Raw genomic sequence first — 20,179 nt, 5'->3', positions numbered from 1 at the left:
CGGAACGGCGCTCACGGCCTCGGTGTCTCGCTCTCGCTATGCGTACCCAGCGCTTCCGCCAGCCCGGTCGGCAGCGGCGCCTCGTGCAGGATGCCGAGGGTCCGGGTGGCGCGGGTGAGGGCGACATAGAGGTCGCTCGTACCGAACTCGGCGGGCTCGACGACCAGGACACGGTCGAACTCGAGGCCCTTGGCCTGGCGGGGGGCGAGCAGGACGAGGTGCTGGGTGAGGTCCGGCTCCGCGCCTGCGACCACGCCGGGCAGCCGGGCGGCCAGCTCCTCGTGCAGGCGGCGGGGCGCGATGACCGCCAACCGGCCCTCGTCGGGGGTCTGCGCCCGCGCCGCCTCGGCGACCGCGTCCGGCAGCCCGCCGGCCACCTGCCCGACCCAGGCGCGTGTACCCGTGGAGCGGACCGAGGAGGGCGGCTCGAAGCCGGGCTGCCGGGCGCGTACGACGGCGGCGGCGAGCTCCATGATCTCGGCGGGGGTGCGGTAGTTGACGCCGAGCCGGGTGTGCTCCCAGCGGTCCGCGACGTAAGGGGCGAGGATGTCCTCCCAGGAGCCGACCCCGGCCTCCTCGCCGGTCTGCACGGGATCGCCGACCAGCGTCATGGACCGGGTCGGGCAGCGCCGCATGAGCAACCGCCAGGCCATGGGGGACAGTTCCTGCGCCTCGTCGACGATGATGTGCCCGAAGGCCCAGGTGCGGTCGGCGGCGGCCCGTTCGGCCGCCGTACGGTGGTCGGCCTCCTCGTGGCGCTCCGCCATGCGCTCCGCGTCGATGATGTCGTGCGCGGCGAGGATCTCCGACTCGGCGTCCTCGAACTCGAACGACTCCGAACCGCGGGCGACCTCCAGCACTCCCTCCGCATACGCGATCCGCTCCTGGCGTTCGGCCTCGGCCGCCGCCTGCTGTGCGCTGTCGTCCTCGCCGAGCAGTTCGGCAGCCTCGTCGAGCAGCGGTACGTCCGCCGGGGTCCAGTCGACCGGTGAGGTGACCGGGCGGCGGATCGCGGCAGCGTCATCCTCGGGCAGATGGGTGGGTTCGGCCAGATAGTCGGCGACGAACTCCTCGGCCGTCAGCTCGGGCCACAACTGCCCGATCGCCGCGTGCACGTCCGGGCTGGCGGCGACGGCCTTGCCGAGCTGCGCGACGTCGTCCGGGCCCAGCAGGTTGGGGCCGCCGTAGGGGTCGGTTCCGATACGTTCGACGAGCTGCGCCGTGAGCGCGTCGATGATGCGGAAGGCGAAGTGCGGGCGGGCGAGGTTGTGCTGGAGCCGCATGGCGCGGGCGGCCTCGCGTGCCTCGTCGACGAGATGCCAGTCGAGTACGAGATCGCCGTCGTCGTGCGGGACGACGATCGGCTCACCCGGCTCGGGCACCTGCTGCCGGTCGCGTACGGCCAGCCGCAGGGCCTCCGCGATCTCGGCGCGGCCCTTGACCACGGCGGCGCGCGGGCTGTCGGTGCCGCGTGCCTCGATGCCCGGGTACAGCTCGCCGAGGGTGGCCAGCAGCACACCGGTCTCACCGAGCGAGGGCAGCACTTCACCGATGTAGGAGAGGAACGCCGGGTTCGGGCCGACGATCAGTACCGCCCGCTTGGCGAGCAACTCGCGGTGCTCGTAGAGCAGGAACGCGGCCCGGTGCAGCGCGACGGCGGTCTTGCCGGTTCCGGGGCCGCCCTCCACAACGAGGACGCCGGAGTGCGGAGCCCGGATGATGCGGTCCTGCTCGGCCTGGATGGTGCGCACGATGTCGCTCATCCGGCCGGTGCGGGCCGCGTCGAGGGAGGCGAGGAGGACGGTGTCACCACTGGGGTCCTCGTGGCCGGTGCGTTCCGCGTCACCCAGGTCGAGCAGCTCGTCGTGCAGTTCGGTGACCGTACGGCCGTGGGTGGTGATGTGCCGCCGCCGGCGCAGGCCCATGGGGGTGTGCCCGGTGGCGAGATAGAACGGGCGGGCGACCGGAGCCCGCCAGTCGATGAGGATCGGCGTGCGCTCGGTGTCGTCCTCGCGGATGCCGATACGGCCGATGTGGTGCGAGGCGCCGTCGGTGAGGTCGATACGGCCGAAGCACAGCGAGCCGTCCACCGCGTTCAGCGCGGCCAGCAGACCCGAGCGCTCCGCGACGCGTACGTCCCGCTCGACTCGCGCCTGCCGAGTGTTGCCGTCCGGCTGCTGCGCCTCCTCGACGGCCGACGCGGTCTGCGCACGCAGTGCATCGACCCGCGCATAGAGGTGGTCGATGTAGTCCTGCTCGTGCTGCAACTCAGCGCTTCCCCGGTTTGACAAAACGGCTCCCTGCCCGGTACAGTCCTTTTCAGCTGGCGGCCCTTTCCGAAGGGCCTTCTCTGCGTTCCGACACACAGAAACGCCGAGCATAGCCAAGGAAATCCCCGGGCCGCAATGCGGCACCGGGGATTTTCCATGTCCGCGTTCACCGGACGCGGGCCGTATCGAGACCGGGCTTCAGAACCGGCCCCGAGGACTGATGGCTCAGGCGAGCGCCTCCGCACGGTCGTCCTGACCGTGGTTCTCATGGGCGCAGGCGTCGTCGATGCCGTACGTGTCCCATTCCGGAAAGGGGTCATCGGCCGGAGCGCTCTCGCCCTCGGCGAGCAGGCAGGCGCTCAACGCCGCTTGGAGCGCTTCGGGGCGCAGCCCGGAGCCGATGAACACCAGCTCCTGTCCCCGGTCCGCCTCATCCCGGACGCCGGCCGGCTCGAACCGGGCCACCGAGCCCGCCTGCGACCACAGGCCGCTGACGTGCGGACGGTCGGCCAGCCAGAAGAAGCCCTTGGAACGCAGCACTTGGCCGAATGCGCCGCCGTCGAGTCCTTCGGTGACGAACTCCCACAACCGCCCGGCATGGAAAGGCCGGGTGGAGCGGAAGACCATGCTGGAGATTCCGTACTCCTCGGTCTCCGGCACATGGTCGCCGTTGAGTTCGCGGACCCAGCCGGGGGCCTGTGAGGCACGGTCGAGGTCGAACAGCCCCGTCCCGAGGACTTCGTGCAGGTCCACCCGCCCGTGCCGGGAGGGGACTATCCGGGCCGCCGGGTTGAGCCGGGCGAGTGCGGCCCGCAAGCGCTCGGCTGCTGCGGCGTCGACGAGGTCGAGCTTGTTGAGCACGATGACGTCGGCGAACTCGACCTGGTCCGTGAGGAGATCGCTGACGGTCCGCTCGTCACCGTCGTACTGATCGAGCCCTCGCTCCACCAGCCCGTCGCCTCCGGCGAGCTCCGGGAGGAAGTTCGCCGCATCGACGACGGTGACCATGGTGTCGAGCCGGGCGAGCTCGCCGAGCGTGGCCCCGTCGTCGCGCGGGAAGGCGAAGGTGGCGGCCACCGGCATGGGCTCCGAGATGCCGCTGGACTCGATGAGCAGGTAGTCGAAACGGCCCTCGCGCGCGAGCCGGTCGACCTCCTCCAGGAGGTCGTCGCGCAGGGTGCAGCAGATGCAGCCGTTGGTCATCTCGACCAGGCGTTCCTCGGTCCGGGACAGGGCGGCCTCACCGCCGCGGACGAGTGCGGCATCGATATTGACCTCACTCATGTCGTTGACGATCACCGCCACCCGGAGGCCCTGCCGGTTGCCCAGGACGTGGTTGAGCAAGGTGGTCTTTCCCGCGCCGAGAAAGCCGGAAAGCACGGTGACGGGCAGCCGGTCGCGCCTCACCGTTACTCAGTCCTCCGGTCGCAGCAGGCCGCGCTCATATGCCTTGACCAGCCGCTGCGGCACCCGGTGAACCTTTCCGTCGACCGTGACGGGCACGAGCTGCGGCGTCTCGGCCTTCCACTGCGACCGGCGGTGCCGGGTGTTGCTGCGGGACATCTTCCGCTTGGGCACGGCCATGAGAAACCTCCTGGTGTGGTGACGACCTCGGCAGGTTAATGGAAATGAGTTTCATGAGCAATTCAGTGCCGAGCCGCCCGCAGGAGCCGCTGTCGGTGGCCGCAGCGACGATGCGGGAGTTGTCAGCACGAGGGGATCAGCACCTCTGACACCACCTGCCCGGCCGGGGCTCACGACCGGAGGGACTGCGCTCAGGCCGCCGGGATGTACGCCAGCCCGTGTGCGCCCGGCTCGCCGCCACTTGAGACCGGCAGCGTGGCGAGGGGGCGCAGGGCCGGCAGATCCACCACCGTGACCGAGGAGGACAGCACGTTGGCGACGTAGGCCACGGAGCCGTCGGGAGACGAGGTGACGGTCAGCGGGAACCTGCCCACCTCGACCCGGCCCAGCAGCTCTGCGTCGGAGTCCGGCCGGGAGTAGACGTTGAGCACGCCGTTGACCTGGGTGCCGAGCCCTCCCGCGGCGGAATCCGGCGGTGCCATGCGCAGTTCGCCGGTGAGCACCAGCCCTTGACTCGTCGTGTGGACGGGGAAGTTGACGCCCTGCGTCGGAAGCGTGCGGACGATTCGCTGCCGAGCTGTGTCGATCACCACGATTCCGGCGTCGGCCGGTGCCGCGGCGGAGAAGTCACCTTTCGGGGTTGCCACGAACACGTACCGGCCGTCTGGGGAGATGTCGATGCCTTCGCTGCCCGGCACCGGGATGCGGTCCAGCAGCTCTCCCGCCTCCAGTTCCACGACGGAGACGTACGGCGCTTCCTTGTTGGCCGTATACGCGTGCCGTCCGTCCGGTGTCACCGTGAACCAGTGCGGGCCGGGCGCCGCGACCGGGATACGGCGCAACACCTTCCGGGAGACGGGGTCGAGGGCGAGCAGCGCGCCGGGAGCGGAGTCCGTCGCTTCGACGCTGGTGTAGAGGACATCGCGGTCGCGGTCCAGGACGAGACCGTGCGGCGCGTGCTCCGGGGTGAGATCGATGACATCGACCACCCGCTGTTCGTCCGGGTCGATCACGGCGATCTCGTGGGCTCGTCCCGCGTTGCTGTGGTAGTAGCCGGAACGGTAAGTGATCGAGCAGTACAGCATCCGGCGCGCCGGGTCGAAGCAGAGCTCGTGCGGTTCGCTGGGCAGCTCGACCCTGTTGAGTTCGCGGTACGGGCCGACGGAGAAGAACGTGACACTGGGCCCGCTCTGGCTCACAACGGCCAGGAAGTCGTTGTTGGACATGACCAGCACTCTGCGACACCTGGACAGCTGATTCCAGTGCAATCTCCGCAAAGTGTCCTTGCGCCAGGCGCAATTGCATGCGCCACTGCTCACCAGATCAAAACTTGAAGGTTGAACTTCGAATGGGCCGGTCACGCACGTGGTAGACGCCGAGTGCCGGCCGCCGCACGGCGGAGGTTCAGCACACAGAGCAGGGGAGCTTGGATGGAGTACAGGCAGTTGGGCCGTTCCGGCCTGCGGGTTTCGGTCCTGACCATGGGGACGATGACGTTCGGTGGCCGGGACGTGTTCGGGAACGTCGGTTCCACGGACGTCGCCGGGGCGCGGCGGCAGATCGACATATGTCTGGACGCGGGCGTCAATGTCTTCGACACGGCCAACATCTACTCCTCCGGGCTCAGCGAGGAGATCCTCGGCGAGGTGGTCAAGGGCCGCCGGGAGCGTCTTCTGCTGTCCTCCAAGGTGCGCATGCCCATGGGAGACGGCCCCAACGACCAGGGGCTGTCCCGGCATCACATCATCGATCAGGTCGAGGGCAGCCTGCGCAGGCTGGGCACGGACCATCTGGACATCTACCACGTCCATCAGTGGGACGGTCTCACCCCGCTGGAGGAGACCATGGAGGCGCTGGACTCCCTGGTCCGGTCGGGGAAGGTCCGCTATCTCGGGGTGTCGAACTACTCGGGGTGGCAGCTGATGAAGGCGCTCGGCGTCGCGGATGCGCACGGCTACCAGCGCTTCGTCAGCAACCAGATCTACTACTCGCTGGAGTCCCGCGACGCTGAATACGAGCTGGTGCCGCTCTCGCTCGACCAGGGACTCGGGATCATGGTGTGGAGCCCGCTGGCCGGCGGGCTGCTGTCCGGCAAGTACCGGCGCGGCCAACAGGCCGACGGCGGCAGGCATCTGACCGACTGGGACGAACCGCCGGTACGGGACGAGGAGAAGCTGTACGACACCATCGAGACCGTCGTCGACATCGCCGCCGCGCACGGCGTCTCACCCGCCCAGGTCTCCCTCGCGTATCTGCTCGCGCAGCCCGGGGTGACCACTCTGGTCATCGGCGCCCGCAACGACGAGCAGTTGCGGGACAACCTCGGTGCCGTGGACGTCCGCCTCGACGCGGCGGACCTCGAACGGCTCGACAAGGTGAGCGCTCCCGAGCTGATCTACCCGCACTGGCACCAGGCCCGGCTCGCCGCCGCCAGGTTCGGAACTCCGGACCGCGCGCTGCACCGTCGCAGCCGGGACGGAGAAGCCTGACGCCCGGGAGAACGCCGGGAGTTCGGGCTCCTGTGCCAGGAGCCCGATCGTCCGGTCCGCCCTGGCTACCGGAGCGGTCCTCGTTCGTCGACGGAAACCGTGGGCGCTGCCAGAAACGCCTCGGCGTCCATCGGGCCGTAGGCGATGTTGAACGTATCCAGCCAGTACGACCAGTCCTGCATCCCGGCTGCGCTGCTGAAGCGGTAGTTGAGCTGCCAGCGGACCCACTGGCCGGGGAGCAGCCGCACGGCCGGGGGCCGGCGCCGTCGGGGTGGCAGGGCGAACAAGGGGCGCACCCGGGGCAGGACGCGCAGCCGGCCGTCCGCCTCCCGTAGCTCGACGTCGACCTTGCGCCGGTCCTCTTGCCGGTCGTAGGGCTCGAAGCCGTCCCGTTCGTGCATCCGCACCACATGTGCGGACGACGGCCGCAGCGGCGGAACGGTGAAGCCGACCGGGGCCGCGTTCCTGCGCGCGGCGGCCTCACCGCCCCGGGACTGCTTCGTCCAGGTCGTCCGTATCCACTGAACGGTGATGTCCACGGCCTCTCCCCCGTCGATCGCCCGGCCTGCTCACTCTACGGAGCCGCAGGGCTGTGGGCGCGGGCGGCGTGGTGGGCGAGGGGAGCGTGCGGATCGTTGCCGAGGGGGGTGTGGTCGGTGTGCACCGTCGCGGCGGTCAACCGGGGCACCGCGTGGATCAGGGCGAGCTCCGCCTGCACGGCCAGGCCGTGGGCTGTGACGACCGTCAGATGGGCGTCGACGACGATATCGGCCTCCGCACGCAGCGTGTGGCCGATCCACCGCATCCGCACCTGTCCCACGCCGCGGACGCCGGGCACCGCGCGCAGCGCCGACTCCGCGGTGGTGACCAGTGCGGGGTCGACGGAGTCCATCAGCCGCCGGTAGACCTCCCGGGCGGCGTCCCGCAGGACGAACAGGATGGCGACCGTGATCAGCAGACCGATGACCGGGTCCGCGAACCGCCAGCCGAGCGCGGCGCCGCCCGCGCCCAACAGGACGGCCAGCGAGGTGAATCCGTCGGTGCGGGCGTGCAGCCCGTCGGCGACCAGGGCAGCCGATCCGATCCGCCGGCCGGTGCGGATGCGGTAGCGGGCGACCCACTCGTTGCCCACGAATCCGACCAGCGCCGCGCCGGCGACCGCCCACAGGTGCGTGATCTCCCGCGGGTCGAGCAGCCGGTCCACCGCCGCCCACGCGGCCAGCGCTGCCGACGCGGCGATCGTGGCGACGATGAGCACGCCGGCCAGGTCCTCGGCCCGGCCGTAACCGTAGGTGTAGCGGCGGTTGGCCGCCCGCCGCCCCAGCACGAAGGCGATGCCCAGCGGCACCGCGGTCAGCGCGTCGGCCGCATTGTGGATCGTGTCCCCGAGCAGCGCCACCGACCCGGACAAGGCGACGATCACCGCCTGCAGGACCGTGGTCGCACCGAGGACGGCCAGCGAGATCCACAGGGTGCGCATCCCCTCCCGGGAGGTCTCCATCGCCGCATCCACCTTGTCCGCCGCCTCATGGCTGTGCGGTGTGACCAGGTGGGCCAACTGGTGGCGCAGCCGGGAGGCGTACGAGCGGTGATGGTGGTGAGTGTGGCTGTGGGTGTGCTCTCTGCCCTCCATGACGGCACGGTGGCACAGAAATCCGATTGCGGCTACAGCGGTCTTACGGGGTCTGACCAGCTGCGATGCCCTCGCAATTACTCAGCGGCGCCCGGAGCCGGAGGAGGGCGTGCGAGGGCGTGCCGCTCGTCCGGCAGGAGGTCTTCGGCCCCGTGGCCGTTGCAGTGCGCCGCGCCGGGTGCTGCATTGCCGTCAGGGGGTCACGACGATCTTCCCGTGCACATGGCCCTCCTGGCTCAGCTGGAACGCGTCGGCCAGCCGGGTGAGCGGGAACGTCTCCGCCACCCGCACCGTCAGCTTGCCCGCGTCGGCAAGGTCGGCCAGCTCCGTCAGGTCGCCGCTGCTGGGGCGTACCCACATCCACTGGCCGCCCGCCTCCGTCACCGTGTTGTCCGCGATCGAGGCGTGCCGGCCGCCCTCGGCCAGTACACCGAGCGTGGCGTCGAGGACGCCGCCGACGAAGTCGGCCACCACATCGGCTCCGTTCGGGGCGATCTCGCGCACCCGGTCGGTAAGGCCGTCGCCGTAGGCGACCGGCTCGGCGCCGAGTTCGCGCAGCCGCTCGTGGTTGGCCGGTGAGGCGGTGCCGATGACGCGGGCGCCGAGGGCGCGAGCGATCTGCACGCCGAGCGAGCCGACTCCCCCTGCCGCGTTGTGGATCAGCACCGTCTCGCCCTCGCGGGTACCGAGCCGGGTGAGCGTCTGGTACGCCGTCAGGCCGGCCAGCGGCAGACCCGCCGCCTGCTCCCAGGAGAGCGAGGACGGCCGGCGGGCCAGGCAGCGTACGGGCACGCTGACGAACTCGGCGAACGTCCCGCCGTGCACATAGTCCTTGCGGGCATAGGCCATCACCTCGTCCCCGACGGAGAACTCTGGTGCGTCGATGCCGACCTGTTCGACGACGCCCGCGACGTCCCAGCCGGGTACGACGGGGAAGACGGTGTCCATCAGGTCCCGCAGCCCGCCCGACATGAGCTTCCAGTCGACGGGGTTGACCGCCGCGCACCGCACCCGGACGAGGACCTCCCCCGGCCCCACCTTGGGCAGCGGCTGCCGCGTCACCGACAGCACCTCCGTGCCGCCGAACCACTCGTACGTCATCGCCTGCATCGTGTCGCCGGTGGAGTGGCCTTCGCCCATGGTCGTCGCTCCCTTTCGATCAGTTCCGTCGACAGTTTCGTCGATCAATTCCGGTCTCTGGCGTGGGTCACAGGAGTCGCATGCGTCCCCTCCTCCACCCCTAACCCACTGCGGTGATACGTAACACCGTTCCCCCGGCCGGAAGCGCCGTGCGGGGAAGGCCGGAAGGGGCGTACGCAGAAGGAGGCAGATGGCCGAGGGCTGGGATGTGATCATCGTCGGGGCCGGCTCGGCCGGCGGCGTGCTGGCCAACCGGCTGAGCGAGGACCCGGCGCGGTCGGTGCTGCTGCTGGAGGCGGGCCCGGACTACGGCGCCCGAGCCGAGGACCAGCCGTACGACGTGGCGTTGAGCCCCGCCTCGACCCACACGCACGACTGGGGTTACCGGAGCGAACCGGACGCTCTCGGCCGCAGCGTGGCGCTGACGCGCGGCAAGCTCGTGGGCGGGTCCTCCGCGATCAACTCCGCGATCGCGCTGCGTGGAACGCCCGGGGACTACGACTTCTGGGCGCGGCAGGGCGTGCCCGAGTGGTCGTATCCGCTGCTGCTGCCCTCCCTGTGCCGCGTCGAGACGGACCTGGATTTCGGCACCCACCCCTGGCACGGTGCGCACGGCCCGGTGCCCGTCGGCCGGTACCCGGAGCGAGCGCTGACCCCGTTGCAGCGGGCGTTCCTGGAGTCCTGTTCCTACGACGGCCAGACCCGTACGCCGGACCACAACGCGCCGGACGGGCTGGGCGCGGGTCCCGTGCCGGTCAACCGGCGTCACGGGGTGCGGCAGAGCACCGCGCTCACCTATCTCGCCGCTGCCCGTACCCGTTCCAATCTGACGGTGCGGGGTGGTGTCACCGTCGACCGGGTACTGATGCGCGGCCACCGCGCGACCGGTGTGCGGCTCGCCGACACCGCGGGCACCGCCCTGCACGCCGACCAGGTGGTCCTCGCCGCCGGTGCGTACGGCAGTCCGCTGCTGCTGATGCGCTCGGGCATCGGTCCGGCCGCGCATCTGCGGCAGACAGGCATCGATCCGCTGGTGGGCCTGCCCGGCGTCGGCGGAAACCTCCAGGACCATCCGACGGTGACGCTGGAGTACGCAGTCACGGGCGTGTCCGTGCGGGCCGCCGACCCGGTGCTCCAGGCGTTCCTCGTCCTCCCCGGCCACCACATCTTTCCCGAGGGGCCACATGCGACCGAGGACGGCGGCGCAACGCTCAACGTGTTCGTCGCCGTGCTCCGTCCGCGCTCACGCGGGCGGCTGTGGCTGCGCTCGTCCCGTCCGGACGATCCACCCCGGATCGACCCGGCTCTGCTGCGGGAGGAGGCGGACCTGCGGGAGATGACGGCAGGCGTACGGCTGGCCCGGCGGCTGCTGGACGCCCCGCCGCTCGCCGGTCTGCTGGGCGGCGAACGCGTTCCCGGCCGGGACGCCGAGGACGACGACGCGGTGGCGGACGCCTGTCGCCGGCTCGTCGCCGGTTACCAGCACGCGGCGGGAACCTGCCGGGCGGGCCGGGCGGACGACCCCGAGGCCGTGGTCTCCGCCTCGGGAGCCGTCCACGGCACCGAGGGCCTGTACGTGATCGACGCCTCGGTCATGCCGACGCTCCCCGGCGCCAACACCAATCTGACCACCATGGCCCTCGCGGAGCTGTGCGCTCCCTGACACCGCAGGGAGGGGGCGCCCCTGTCCGAAGCGTCGCGGACTGCGGCTGGGGGAGCAGTTCCCCGCGCTCCTTACGGGGCGCAGCCCCATTGCCGGGTACGCAAGCGATAATCGGGGGCATGAGAGTCCCGCACAGCCACGCAGCAGGCCCCGACCTGGCCTCCGTCGCCAAGCTCCTGGCCGACGGCACGCGGGCGGGATTCTGTCTGGCCCTGCTCGACGGCCGGGCGTGGACGGCGACCGAGCTGGCCCGTCATGCGGGGGTGGCCGCATCCACGGCGACCGAGCACTTGAACGCGCTCGTCGGCGGAAACCTGCTCATCGAGGAGCGGCAGGGGCGGCACCGCTATGTGCGGCTCGCCGACCCGCACGTCGCCGAGCTGGTCGAGAACCTCGCCGTGCTGGCGCCCCAGCGCCGCACGCCGCCCCGCACGCTGTCGGCGGCCGGCCGTCGGCAGGCCCTCGCGCACGCCCGCACCTGCTACGACCATCTCGCCGGAACCGTCGGGGTCGCGCTCACCGACGCGCTGGCCGAGCGGGGCCTGCTGGACTGGGACAACGGTCTCCGGCTCACCGGCGAGGGGGACGCCTGGCTCGACGCACTGGGCATCGCCGTTCCGGCCGGCACGCGCAGGCCGTCGGTGCGGTCGTGCCTGGACTGGACCGAACGCCGCCCCCACCTGGCAGGCGCCGTCGGTGCCGCCCTGTGCCGCCACGCGTTCACCGCGGGATGGATCACCCGTATCGGCACCACCCGCGCGGTGACCGTCACGCCCGCAGGCCGGCGCGCCCTCTACGACCACCTCGGCCTGCCGGACGAGCTCCTCTCGCCGAAGTGAGTCCTCCGCAGCAGCGAGCCCTCCGGGCCGCGCGTCACGGCTCCGGGGTGTGCAGCGGGAGGAGATCGGGGCGCTTGGCCCGGATGTTGTCGCCGGAGGACTCGCCGCGCAGCCGACGGCCGATCCAGGGCAGCAGATACTGGCGGGCCCAGTACAGATCGTCCCGGCGTGAGGTGGCGGCGAGGCCCGGTACGGCCGGCCAGGGCTCGTCCGGACTCGCGGGCGGTTCCATGCCCAGCACTTCGGCACACCGCATCGCGACGCGCCGGTGTCCCTCGGGAGACAGATGGAGGCGGTCCTCGTCCCATGCCCTGCGGTCCTGGACGCCCCGCAGCGACCACAGATCGAGCACAGGGCAGCCGTGCCGGTCGGCGACCGCGCGCAGATGGCCGTTGTACGTGGCGATCCTGCCCCGAAGGTGGCGCAGCAGCGGAAAGTTGCGGGTGTCGAAGCCCGTGCACACCACCACGGTGCCGACGCTGGTGAGCAGTTCGGTCAGCGCGGCTTCGTAGCGGTCGGCGAGGGCGTCCGGGTCCGAGCCGGGCCGCAGAATGTCGTTGCCGCCGGCGCAGAACGTCACCAGATCGGGGGCGAGTTCCTTGGCGCGGGGCACCTGCTCCGCGATGATCTGGCCCAACAGCCGCCCGCGTACGGCCAGGTTGGCGTAGCGGAAGCCGCCGGGGGCCTGTCCCGCCAGAAGCAGGGCGAGCCGGTCGGCCCAGCCGACGAAGACTCCGTCGGGTCCCGGATCTCCGACACCTTCGGTGAAGCTGTCCCCGATCGCTGCGTACGAGGCGATAGGGGTTGCCGTATCCGATGACCACTTACCTGTCGCACCTGTCACGATACGCATTTCATCAAAGCGGACCGACACATACGAAAGCGGGGTGCACCGGACGCCCGGTGGGTTTTGCAGGGTGCTCCGGCACCGGCCCTGATCAAGGTAGGTTTGCCGAGTGAGCGCACGATTCGAGGAGCTCGACTGGCGACCGACCCGACTGGGAGCCATCAGCCTGCGGCGCCGTCGGGACCCTGCCTCCGGCGCGGACGTGTACGAGGTCAAGCTCGACGACGACTTCCTGATGACCAGCCTCTTCACGGAGGGCGAAGTCGCGCTGGCCCGGCTGGGGCTGGCCGAGGCACCTCAGGGCGAGTTGGACGTCGTCGTAGGCGGACTCGGCCTGGGCTACACCGCAGAGGCGGCGCTGCGAGACCCTCGGGTGCGCTCGCTCCTGGTGGTCGAGGCACTCGGCGAAGTGATCGAGTGGCATGAGCGGCAGCTGGTGCCGGTGGGCGCCCGCTTGTTCGGGGACGCCCGGTTCCGTCCGGTGCACGGGGACTTCTTCGCCCTCGCCGCCGACCCCGAGGGCTTCGACCCGGAAGCGCCGCAGCGGCGCTTCCACGCGATCCTGCTGGACATCGACCACTCGCCGCAGCACGTGCTGCGGCCGAGCAACGCGGCCCTCTACGAGCCCGCCGGTCTGCGCCGCCTCGCCCGGCATCTGCACCCCGGTGGCGTCTTCGCCCTGTGGTCGGACGATCCGCCGGAGCAGCGTTTCACCACCGACCTCGCCGAAGTGTTCCCGGGCGCCCGGGCCCACACCGTCACCTTCGACAATCCCTTGCTCGGTGGTAAGTCGGCCAACACCGTCTACGTGGCCCGCACCCCGGCGTCATAGCCGCGAGCGCGGGGAGCCGGAGGCCAACATCCGGCCGGGCGTCAGCCGTGGCCGGGTGGAGTTTCCAGCAGCTGGTCGACCTGGTGCCGGAGGATGGCCAGCGCCGTGGCGGATGAGTGGTGGCCTGCGACGACGTGGGCGGTCAGGCCGTCGGCCAGGGCGAGGAGCGCGTGTGCTTCACGAGCGGGGTCGAGGTGTTCGGCGACCTCTCCGGTGTCCTGGCCGTACCGGAGAAGCCAGGCGATCAACTCGTGGAGCTTGCCGTAGGTGTCGTGCAGGACGGCGGCCAGTTTCTCGCTGGCCGGAGCATGGGCGACAAAGGCGAGCCAGACGTGTGCTTCCCGCCTGGACTCCTCGTCCAGGAGGGCGAGTTCGGCCAGCGTGTGGGACAGCAGGGTGGCCGCGGCCTGCGGTGTGGAGGTCGCGGCAATGCGCTGTTCGGCCCGTTCGCTGACGTACTGGGTGAGGTGTTCCAGCGCGAAGAGAAGCATCTCCTCCTTGGTGCGGAAGCTGCGCTGGACTGCCCCCATGGACACATCGGCCTGCGCGGCGACATCGCGAAGGCTGACCGCCTCCATGCCGGAGCGCGCGATCAGGGTGCAGACCGCCTCCGCGATCCTTCTGCGCCGGTCCTCATGGTCGACCTGCCTGGGCACGGTCCACTCCTCTCGCGTTCTGATGCACTTGCATCGTATCGACTCTCCCGGCACGATGTGATGCGACCGCATCGGAACCGATGCGCCCACCACTGCTGCACCGACACCGGAGGAACAGCCCGCCATGGCGAACCAGCTGAAGAACCGATCCAAGAAGCCGGACACCACATCGGGGCAGGGACTGCTGTTGCTGTTCGGCACCATCCTCGTCGTCCAGGGATTCGGCTCCGCCGTCACGGAGGCCGGGTGGGACACCAGCTTCGGCGTCGCGGGCCTGCTACGCGCAGCCCATCTGCCCGAGTGGGCAACCCTCCTGGTCGGCTTCGCGGGCACCGCCCTGCTGGCAGTGGTGGGGCGTCGCCACTCCACGAGGAAGCGCGCGGCCCGCCGCCCCTGAGGGCCGCAGGCCAACCGCTGGACAGGCAGCGCGCGCACCCGCACCGGACAGCCCAGGGGCTCGCCGTACGGATCACGGGGACGGCTGCCGACCTGGTCCAGGGGCGGGCCGGTTCGACGTTTGCCTGGTCGGGACCGCCGCGCGACCCTGAAGAGAGAGGTACCACGCCAGAGGGGAAGAAGGTGCCCTTGATGCGCAAGGTAGCGGACTGCCGGGATTACCCGAGCGAGTCGAACTGCACGCTCACCATTGCCGGTGAGGAGGACGAGGTGGTCCGGGCCGCCGCCGAGCACGCGGCTTCCGTCCACGGTCACACCGACTCGCCCGAGCTGCGCGAGGAACTGCGCAAGATGCTCAAGGACGAGAAGACACCGCAGACTGCCTGATCGTCCGCTCTTCTGGGAGGCGGCCCGGCTGTCCGGGCCCTCGCCCACTCAGGCCCCGCTTCACATCGTCCTGGTCATGAAGGCGCTGTTCGGATCCGGCCGGTAGTCGGCGAACGGCTCGCAGTACTGGAATCCGAACTTCTCGTACAGCCTGCGCGCCGGCAGGAAGAACTCGGCCGATCCGGTCTCCAGGCTCAGCCGGGTGAAACCCATGGCCTCGGCCTCGGCGATGATGTGCCGCAGCAACATCGATGCGATCCCGCTTCGCTGCCGGATCGGTCTGGTGCGCATCGATTTCAGTTCCGCGTGGGACGGATCCAGCATCTTGAGGGCGCCGCATCCGACCAGGGTGTCCTCCTCCAAGGCCGACCAGAACGTCACTTCCGGCTTCCGAAGGCCGTCGAGATCCAGCGCGTGCTTGCTCTCCAGCGGTGTGAGGGACCGCATCTGCTGGACGTGCTCTTCGAGGAACTCGGCTATCTCCGGGCCGGAGAGATCGTCCACGGCGATGATCAACCTGCTCAACTTCGCTTACCTCCGGGTCGCGTGGACCGTGCCTCGGGGAGCCGCGGCACCGGCCCTGTCCTCTGCGAGCTGGGCTGCTCGCCGCCGAGGCTAAGTTGATCGCACCGGGCGAAGCCACTTGTTTCGGGACGGCCGTACTACGGGAAGGAAGTCGGCCGCTGTCCGCCTGTCCGGGACAAGGCGTACTGACACCGCTGAGCTGCACAGACAGGGGACCGCCGTCCGGGACAGCACATTGCTCTTCCGTCGGCCGCAGCCACGGCGAAGGATTCGGGCCATGCGGTACTTCCTCCGGTGCGGCTGCTGCCGGGCAACTGGTCGTCCCTCAACCACGGGGGGTGAGGGACGGCCGGTCGTCGGTCATCGGTCACCAACGGCGTCGCGCGGTCGGGCGAGCGCCCACCGCGCGGCCGACAGTCGGTCATTCGCTCGCGGACTCGATACGGAACATCTGGTGTCGGCCCGAGGTGCAGCGCTGGGCGACGGCCTCCGTGCCCTCGGCGGTCAGGGGGCGCGCGATACCGACACAGCGGCCGTCCTCCGTCCGCAGGACGTACGCGCCCTTGCCCCGTGCGGGTACGAGGCGGAAGAGGTCGGCGCGGTCGCACGCGTCCCAGGGCTCCAGGAGATCCTTGCCCGGCCCGGTACCGAGGACCTTGAGGCAGCCGGTGCCGAACTCGGGGTGGTGCCACTGGATGCGGTGCCGTTTGCTGCCCGGCTCCGGGGTCAGCTCGGTCGTCTGCGGCTGCGTCCGGTCGCAGGGGCGCTGCACGGCGACCTGCGAGTCGTATCGCCTGTCCGGGACGTGTCCGTCGGTCACACACAGGCGTGGGGCCGAGAGGGGACGCAGCCGCACCGCACCGCGCGGCACGTCGGTCGCCGCTCCGGTCTCGCCGGCGGAGGAGTCCTCCGCGGCGTCCGTGAGAGCCGCGGAGCGGGGCCGGGGCTTGTCACCGCCGGAGTCGTCACCGCGGGTGCCGAGCACTCCGGCCGTGGCGGCGAGCAGTACCGCGACCGCGAGCGGGACCAGCAGGCGGGGCCGCAGCAAGTGCCGCGGTAGCCGTCGGATCCGGGGGGCACCGGTGGCCGATGCGGGTGCGTCGGCGCCGCCCGCGGGAGTGCTGGGGTCAGCAGGAGCGCCGTCGTCCCTGCTGGAGGCGGCGGCACCGGACGCACCGGCTCCGCCCGGGGAGCCGTCGGCGTCGTCGGCCTCGCCCCGGGCGAGGGCGTCACGTGTCCGGAGCCAGGCCGTCAGGTGCTGCTCGTGGCCGCAGGCGCGGAGGAACGCGGCAAGGAGCTCGGGCCTGGGGAGCCTCCTGCCGCTGAGCATGGATGAGAGAGTGCTGCGCGGAAGGTAGTCACCGGCCGCGGCAGCCCGCTCCTCCAGCTGCCGCAGCGTAAGGCCCGACGCCTCCTTGAGCTGCCGCAGGCCCTCCAGGAACTCGGAGACGTCCTGAGCACGCGGTAACCCGGTCTTCTCCTGGAAATCCATGCGGTACCCCTATCAGACCGCTGCCCGCCTGACTACTGTCACGCGACGCTGCCGCCGCAGGGTACGGCTGGTCCGCGGTCCGCAGCGGGTCAGATCCTTGCACTCTTCGGTACAAGAGACCGGTACGCAGCGACCGGCCGAACCGCCGCCGGGCCAGGCGTCGTCCGTGCAACTGGGCGAAGTACAACAGCTGGAACGTCCGCAACCGTGGCCGCGCGACTGCGAAGATTCGCGGCGCGTACGCTGGACACATGGCTGACCCGAAACAATCCGAGCTCGACGCCCTGTACGAGGACGCGAACGCGGGCGTGAACGAAGCACGGCAGCGCGTCCGCGACGCCGCGGCCGGAAAGGACAGCGCCCGGCTCGACACCGCGCTGGACGAACTGGAAGCGGCGCTGGCCCATCGCGAGGCCGCGCGACTCCGGACTCGGGAAGACGCCTGGATCCTCACAGCTCTGGGAGCGGCGAACGCGATCGACCCGGAGTTCCACGGCGGCGACCCGACGCAGCTGTCCGACACGGACAAGGACGCCGGCGACGACACGTCGCTCGCCAGCTGAACCGTCCGACCGCCCCGCTTCCCGCCCGGTCTTCCGTCCCCGTCTCCGCCTCGCCTCCGTCGGCGCACGGCACCCCGTCCCTGACGTATCGCCCCTGACGTATCGCCCCTGTCGTCTCGCTACGGCAGGGGTTTCGCTGTGGCGCGCTCCCACCGGCCCGGCGAGGTCCGGAGTCCGCCGACGACCCGGTCAGCGGTTCAGTGTCCGCGTGGTGCGTACATGATGACTGCCATCCCGGCGAGGCAGATCAGCGCGCCGATGACGTCGAACCGGTCGGGCCGGTAGCCGTCGGCGACCATGCCCCAGGCGATCGACCCGGCGACGAAGACCCCTCCGTACGCCGCGAGAATGCGCCCGAAGTTGTCGTCGCTCTGCCATGTCGCCACCACTCCGTACAGGCCGAGCGCGATGACGCCCGCACCGATCCAGAGCCACCCCTTGTGCTCCCGGAGGCCCTGCCAGACCAGCCAGGCCCCTCCGATCTCGAAGAGCGCGGCGACGGCGAACAGGGCGATGGAGCGGGCAACAAGCACAGCGAGGTCTTTCCGGCAGACGGGGGGCGGGGAATCGACTCCAGCATGCCGTGCCGGGCCAGTGTCCGGCTGCTGAGACGCACGCGATCCGGACCGGACGCCGACGGCCGGCACTGCCGACGGCCGGCACTTCGGGGGCATTCTGCGGGCGCCCGCCAGGGGCGTTGTCACACCGTGCGGGCAGGATCGCGTCCATGACGACTGCTGAACGGCCGATGCCGCCCCTCGACGCCGACGAGCGCACGACTCTGGAAGGCTGGCTGGACTTCTACCGGGTGACGCTGGCCATCAAGTGCGAGGGCCTCACCGAGGAGCAGCTGCGCAGCACCTCCGTCCCGCCCTCTCCGCTGACCCTGCTCGGCCTGGTCCAGCACATGGCCGAGGTCGAACGCAACTGGTTCCGCCGCGTGCTGATGAAAGAGGACGTTCCGCCCATCTACCCGCCCCGGTCCGCCGACTCCGGCGGTCGCGACGACGGGTTCGGCCTCTCCGACGAGATCTCGTTCGCAACCGCCCACGCCACCTGGCAGAGCGAGATCGCTCAGGCCCGCGCCAACTGTGCCACCCGGCAACTGGACGACACCGCCCCCTTCATGGGCGGCCAGGTGAGCCTCCGGTGGATCCACACCCACATGATCGCCGAATACGCCCGCCACAACGGTCACGCCGACTTCCTCCGCGAGCGCATCGACGGGGCCACCGGCGCCTGGCCTCGAGGCCCCTTTCCGGCTCGGTGTTCCGGAGGTCGCCGAGCTCCGGAGAGGGCCGGGCGGCGTGCGGTTCAGCGAGGGAAATCGGGTGTCGGGGGCGCGGGCGTGCGGCGTACCTTCGGGGGATGGCGTACGGAAATCCAGGGACGCGGCAGTCCCATCATGTGTGCGTGGACTGCCGGGCGTCCTACAAGCGCAACGGGTCACCCGCACCGTGTCCGGAGTGCGGGCGGCCCCTGACGGATGCCGGTACGCAGCTGGCGGTACCGCCGCGGCGGGACCGGGACGGCTGGCGGGCGCTCGCCGCCGTGCTCGACGCCGGGCTGCGCTTCCACCCCACCTGCCTGTGCTGCGGCGACGGTCCGGGCCACCGGCCGCGCACCATGCGCGAGGTACGCGAGTGCGTCGAGGTGTCCGCGCGTGCGGGGCTGCCACTGGCGAAGGTCCTCACCATGCCGGAGCCCGCCGCGGCGTACGACCAGCAGGCTGCGCGGGGTGGACGCGGGCAGGTCCGGCAGTCCTGAGCCCCCGGGCCCGAGGGCTAGCCGTGCTGTCGGCCGGCGGGTCCTGACCGGCCTTGCCGGTCCCACCGGTGCGGGTCGTCCTCCAACTCGGCGCGGTTCCAGCCGCCGTGCTCGGCTGCTGCCTCATAGGTGGTCTGGAGGAACTCGGTCAGTACGCGATCCGGGTCGCCGGCGGTGCGTACTGCTTCGTACGGCAGCAGGAACTGGCCGTTCTGCTCGCTGTAGAAGGCGTCGGCCGGAAGGACGGGGTGGTCCCGGAAGCCGTCCGGCTCGGGATAGGCGTAGGCGTAGAAGGCGCCCTCCTCACCGCCGCCGGGCCAGAAGCCGCAGCTGCTCAACTCCCGGGAGTAGCCCTCCACCATCACCCAGTCCCCGCAGTGCGGCGCCCCGCCCGGGTGGGTCGGCGCCGGGCGGCCCGAGAATCTGGTGCAGGCCAGATCCATGGCGCCCCAGAAGAAGTGCACCGGACTGACCTTGCCGACGAAGCGGGCGCGGAACTGTCCCAGCACCCGGTGGGCCTGGAGGAGCTGACGCCAGAACAGGTGGGCTGCCTGCGGATCGTAGGAGGCGTGGACAGTGTCCTCGGGAAACGGGATCGCCTGCTCCACCTCGTTGGGCCACGGCTGCATCGGTGCCTCGACGCCCAGCTCGTGCAGGGCCCGCAGGGTCTCGTCGTAGAACTGCGCGACGGGTTTGGGCTCCAGTTCCAGCCGGCGTGCGGTTCCCTCACTGGTGCGGATGTGGAGCTGGTGGTCGATGAAGTCGAACTCGATGTCGAAGGCGCCGGTGCCGTACGGGATCGTCGATGTCGTGAGCCCTCGTGGGGTGACGTACAGCGTTACCTGCCACCAGTGGTTGACCAGGGGAGCGTGGGCGAGGCGGATCTTGCCGATGACCTGCGCCCACATATGGAGGGTGTCGCGGGTCCCGGTCCAGTCCGCCACCCGCAGCTTCGGCCACGCGCTGCGTGAGCGCACCGTCATCTGCTCTGCCACCGCCACCTCCTTCGCCGCCCCTCCCCCGATGGTGGGCCCGGTCCGGCGGGCCGACAACTCGAGAGCTGCGGACCGTGAGCCGGGTGGACCGACGACGTTCC

21 protein-coding genes and 1 pseudogene are annotated in these 20,179 nt (G+C 70.8%); 9 read left to right on the top strand and 13 right to left on the bottom strand.

The features are described from left to right. Positions 1 to 11: 11 nt before the first annotated feature. The 4 genes from ACTWP9_RS16730 to ACTWP9_RS16715 all read right to left on the bottom strand — a co-directional run bounded on the left by ACTWP9_RS16730 (position 12) and on the right by ACTWP9_RS16715 (position 5,080). Positions 12 to 2,267, bottom strand: coding sequence for a HelD family protein (locus ACTWP9_RS16730; RefSeq protein ID WP_443246949.1), 2,256 nt, complete (start codon positions 2,265 to 2,267; stop codon positions 12 to 14). 228 nt (positions 2,268 to 2,495) lie between these two features. Beyond that, positions 2,496 to 3,677: a GTP-binding protein gene (locus tag ACTWP9_RS16725; protein WP_443246948.1), complete on the bottom strand. Its 1,182-nt coding sequence runs from the start codon at positions 3,675 to 3,677 to the stop codon at positions 2,496 to 2,498. Between the two features lie 6 nt (positions 3,678 to 3,683). Then, positions 3,684 to 3,854, bottom strand: a complete 171-nt coding sequence (gene rpmF, locus ACTWP9_RS16720; protein WP_443246947.1) for a 50S ribosomal protein L32 — start codon at positions 3,852 to 3,854, stop codon at positions 3,684 to 3,686. 191 nt (positions 3,855 to 4,045) lie between these two features. Then, positions 4,046 to 5,080 (bottom strand): YncE family protein, encoded by a 1,035-nt coding sequence (locus ACTWP9_RS16715; protein WP_443246946.1) that lies wholly within the window; start codon positions 5,078 to 5,080, stop codon positions 4,046 to 4,048. Between the two features lie 204 nt (positions 5,081 to 5,284). Here ACTWP9_RS16715 and ACTWP9_RS16710 point away from each other — a divergent pair, with 204 nt between their 5' ends. After that, the gene (locus ACTWP9_RS16710) at positions 5,285 to 6,343 is read left to right on the top strand and encodes an aldo/keto reductase (protein ID WP_443246945.1); all 1,059 of its coding nucleotides are present in this window, start codon (positions 5,285 to 5,287) and stop codon (positions 6,341 to 6,343) included. Positions 6,344 to 6,408: 65 nt separating this feature from the next. On the opposite strand, the gene ACTWP9_RS16705 is transcribed toward ACTWP9_RS16710, so the two are convergent. The 3 genes from ACTWP9_RS16705 to ACTWP9_RS16695 all read right to left on the bottom strand — a co-directional run bounded on the left by ACTWP9_RS16705 (position 6,409) and on the right by ACTWP9_RS16695 (position 9,116). Then, a complete protein-coding gene (locus ACTWP9_RS16705) occupies positions 6,409 to 6,882 on the bottom strand; it encodes a hypothetical protein (RefSeq protein ID WP_443246944.1) in 474 nt (157 codons plus the stop codon). Positions 6,883 to 6,917: 35 nt separating this feature from the next. Beyond that, entirely contained in the window at positions 6,918 to 7,976 is a 1,059-nt protein-coding gene (locus ACTWP9_RS16700; RefSeq protein WP_443246943.1) for a cation diffusion facilitator family transporter, read from the bottom strand. 192 nt (positions 7,977 to 8,168) lie between these two features. Beyond that, complete coding sequence (locus ACTWP9_RS16695; protein ID WP_443246942.1) at positions 8,169 to 9,116, bottom strand: NADP-dependent oxidoreductase; 948 nt, start codon at positions 9,114 to 9,116, stop codon at positions 8,169 to 8,171. 190 nt (positions 9,117 to 9,306) lie between these two features. On the opposite strand from ACTWP9_RS16695, the gene ACTWP9_RS16690 reads away from it, so the two are divergent. Together ACTWP9_RS16690 and ACTWP9_RS16685 are read left to right on the top strand one after the other, a co-directional pair. Continuing rightward, positions 9,307 to 10,779 (top strand): GMC family oxidoreductase, encoded by a 1,473-nt coding sequence (locus ACTWP9_RS16690; protein WP_443246941.1) that lies wholly within the window; start codon positions 9,307 to 9,309, stop codon positions 10,777 to 10,779. A 119-nt stretch (positions 10,780 to 10,898) separates the two neighbouring features. Further along, complete coding sequence (locus tag ACTWP9_RS16685; protein WP_443246940.1) at positions 10,899 to 11,618, top strand: ArsR/SmtB family transcription factor; 720 nt, start codon at positions 10,899 to 10,901, stop codon at positions 11,616 to 11,618. Positions 11,619 to 11,652: 34 nt separating this feature from the next. On the opposite strand, the gene ACTWP9_RS16680 is transcribed toward ACTWP9_RS16685, so the two are convergent. Continuing rightward, positions 11,653 to 12,462, bottom strand: a complete 810-nt coding sequence (locus ACTWP9_RS16680; RefSeq protein ID WP_443246939.1) for an SGNH/GDSL hydrolase family protein — start codon at positions 12,460 to 12,462, stop codon at positions 11,653 to 11,655. Positions 12,463 to 12,574: 112 nt separating this feature from the next. Here ACTWP9_RS16680 and ACTWP9_RS16675 point away from each other — a divergent pair, with 112 nt between their 5' ends. Beyond that, a complete protein-coding gene (locus tag ACTWP9_RS16675) occupies positions 12,575 to 13,297 on the top strand; it encodes a spermidine synthase (protein ID WP_443246938.1) in 723 nt (240 codons plus the stop codon). 41 nt (positions 13,298 to 13,338) lie between these two features. Here ACTWP9_RS16675 and ACTWP9_RS16670 read toward each other — a convergent pair whose 3' ends face one another. After that, positions 13,339 to 13,953 (bottom strand): TetR/AcrR family transcriptional regulator, encoded by a 615-nt coding sequence (locus ACTWP9_RS16670; protein ID WP_443246937.1) that lies wholly within the window; start codon positions 13,951 to 13,953, stop codon positions 13,339 to 13,341. A gap of 124 nt (positions 13,954 to 14,077) precedes the next feature. Between ACTWP9_RS16670 and ACTWP9_RS16665 the strand changes: the two genes are divergently transcribed. After that, positions 14,078 to 14,350: a hypothetical protein gene (locus tag ACTWP9_RS16665; protein WP_443246936.1), complete on the top strand. Its 273-nt coding sequence runs from the start codon at positions 14,078 to 14,080 to the stop codon at positions 14,348 to 14,350. Positions 14,351 to 14,541: 191 nt separating this feature from the next. Continuing rightward, entirely contained in the window at positions 14,542 to 14,736 is a 195-nt protein-coding gene (locus tag ACTWP9_RS16660) for a DUF1059 domain-containing protein (RefSeq protein WP_433103538.1), read from the top strand. A 60-nt stretch (positions 14,737 to 14,796) separates the two neighbouring features. Here the strand turns inward: ACTWP9_RS16660 and ACTWP9_RS16655 are convergent, their stop codons facing one another. Beyond that, entirely contained in the window at positions 14,797 to 15,252 is a 456-nt protein-coding gene (locus ACTWP9_RS16655; protein WP_443247018.1) for a GNAT family N-acetyltransferase, read from the bottom strand. A gap of 430 nt (positions 15,253 to 15,682) precedes the next feature. Further along, positions 15,683 to 16,753 (bottom strand): helix-turn-helix domain-containing protein, encoded by a 1,071-nt coding sequence (locus ACTWP9_RS16650; protein WP_443246935.1) that lies wholly within the window; start codon positions 16,751 to 16,753, stop codon positions 15,683 to 15,685. A 251-nt stretch (positions 16,754 to 17,004) separates the two neighbouring features. Here ACTWP9_RS16650 and ACTWP9_RS16645 point away from each other — a divergent pair, with 251 nt between their 5' ends. Beyond that, a complete protein-coding gene (locus tag ACTWP9_RS16645) occupies positions 17,005 to 17,316 on the top strand; it encodes a hypothetical protein (RefSeq protein WP_443246934.1) in 312 nt (103 codons plus the stop codon). Positions 17,317 to 17,513: 197 nt separating this feature from the next. Here the strand turns inward: ACTWP9_RS16645 and ACTWP9_RS16640 are convergent, their stop codons facing one another. After that, positions 17,514 to 17,849, bottom strand: coding sequence for a YnfA family protein (locus ACTWP9_RS16640; RefSeq protein WP_443246933.1), 336 nt, complete (start codon positions 17,847 to 17,849; stop codon positions 17,514 to 17,516). Between the two features lie 194 nt (positions 17,850 to 18,043). Between ACTWP9_RS16640 and ACTWP9_RS16635 the strand changes: the two are divergent. Next, positions 18,044 to 18,553 (top strand): annotated as a pseudogene (locus tag ACTWP9_RS16635) (DinB family protein); the annotation flags it as partial. A gap of 314 nt (positions 18,554 to 18,867) precedes the next feature. Beyond that, entirely contained in the window at positions 18,868 to 19,083 is a 216-nt protein-coding gene (locus tag ACTWP9_RS16630; RefSeq protein ID WP_443246932.1) for a hypothetical protein, read from the top strand. Between the two features lie 17 nt (positions 19,084 to 19,100). Here ACTWP9_RS16630 and ACTWP9_RS16625 read toward each other — a convergent pair whose 3' ends face one another. Further along, positions 19,101 to 20,066: a DUF5996 family protein gene (locus ACTWP9_RS16625; protein ID WP_443247017.1), complete on the bottom strand. Its 966-nt coding sequence runs from the start codon at positions 20,064 to 20,066 to the stop codon at positions 19,101 to 19,103. Positions 20,067 to 20,179: the final 113 nt, after the last annotated feature.

Source organism: Streptomyces sp. 3N207 (genome assembly GCF_052246355.1).
Taxonomy (GTDB): Bacteria; Actinomycetota; Actinomycetes; order Streptomycetales; family Streptomycetaceae; genus Streptomyces.
This window is presented reverse-complemented; position numbering and strand designations above follow the sequence as displayed.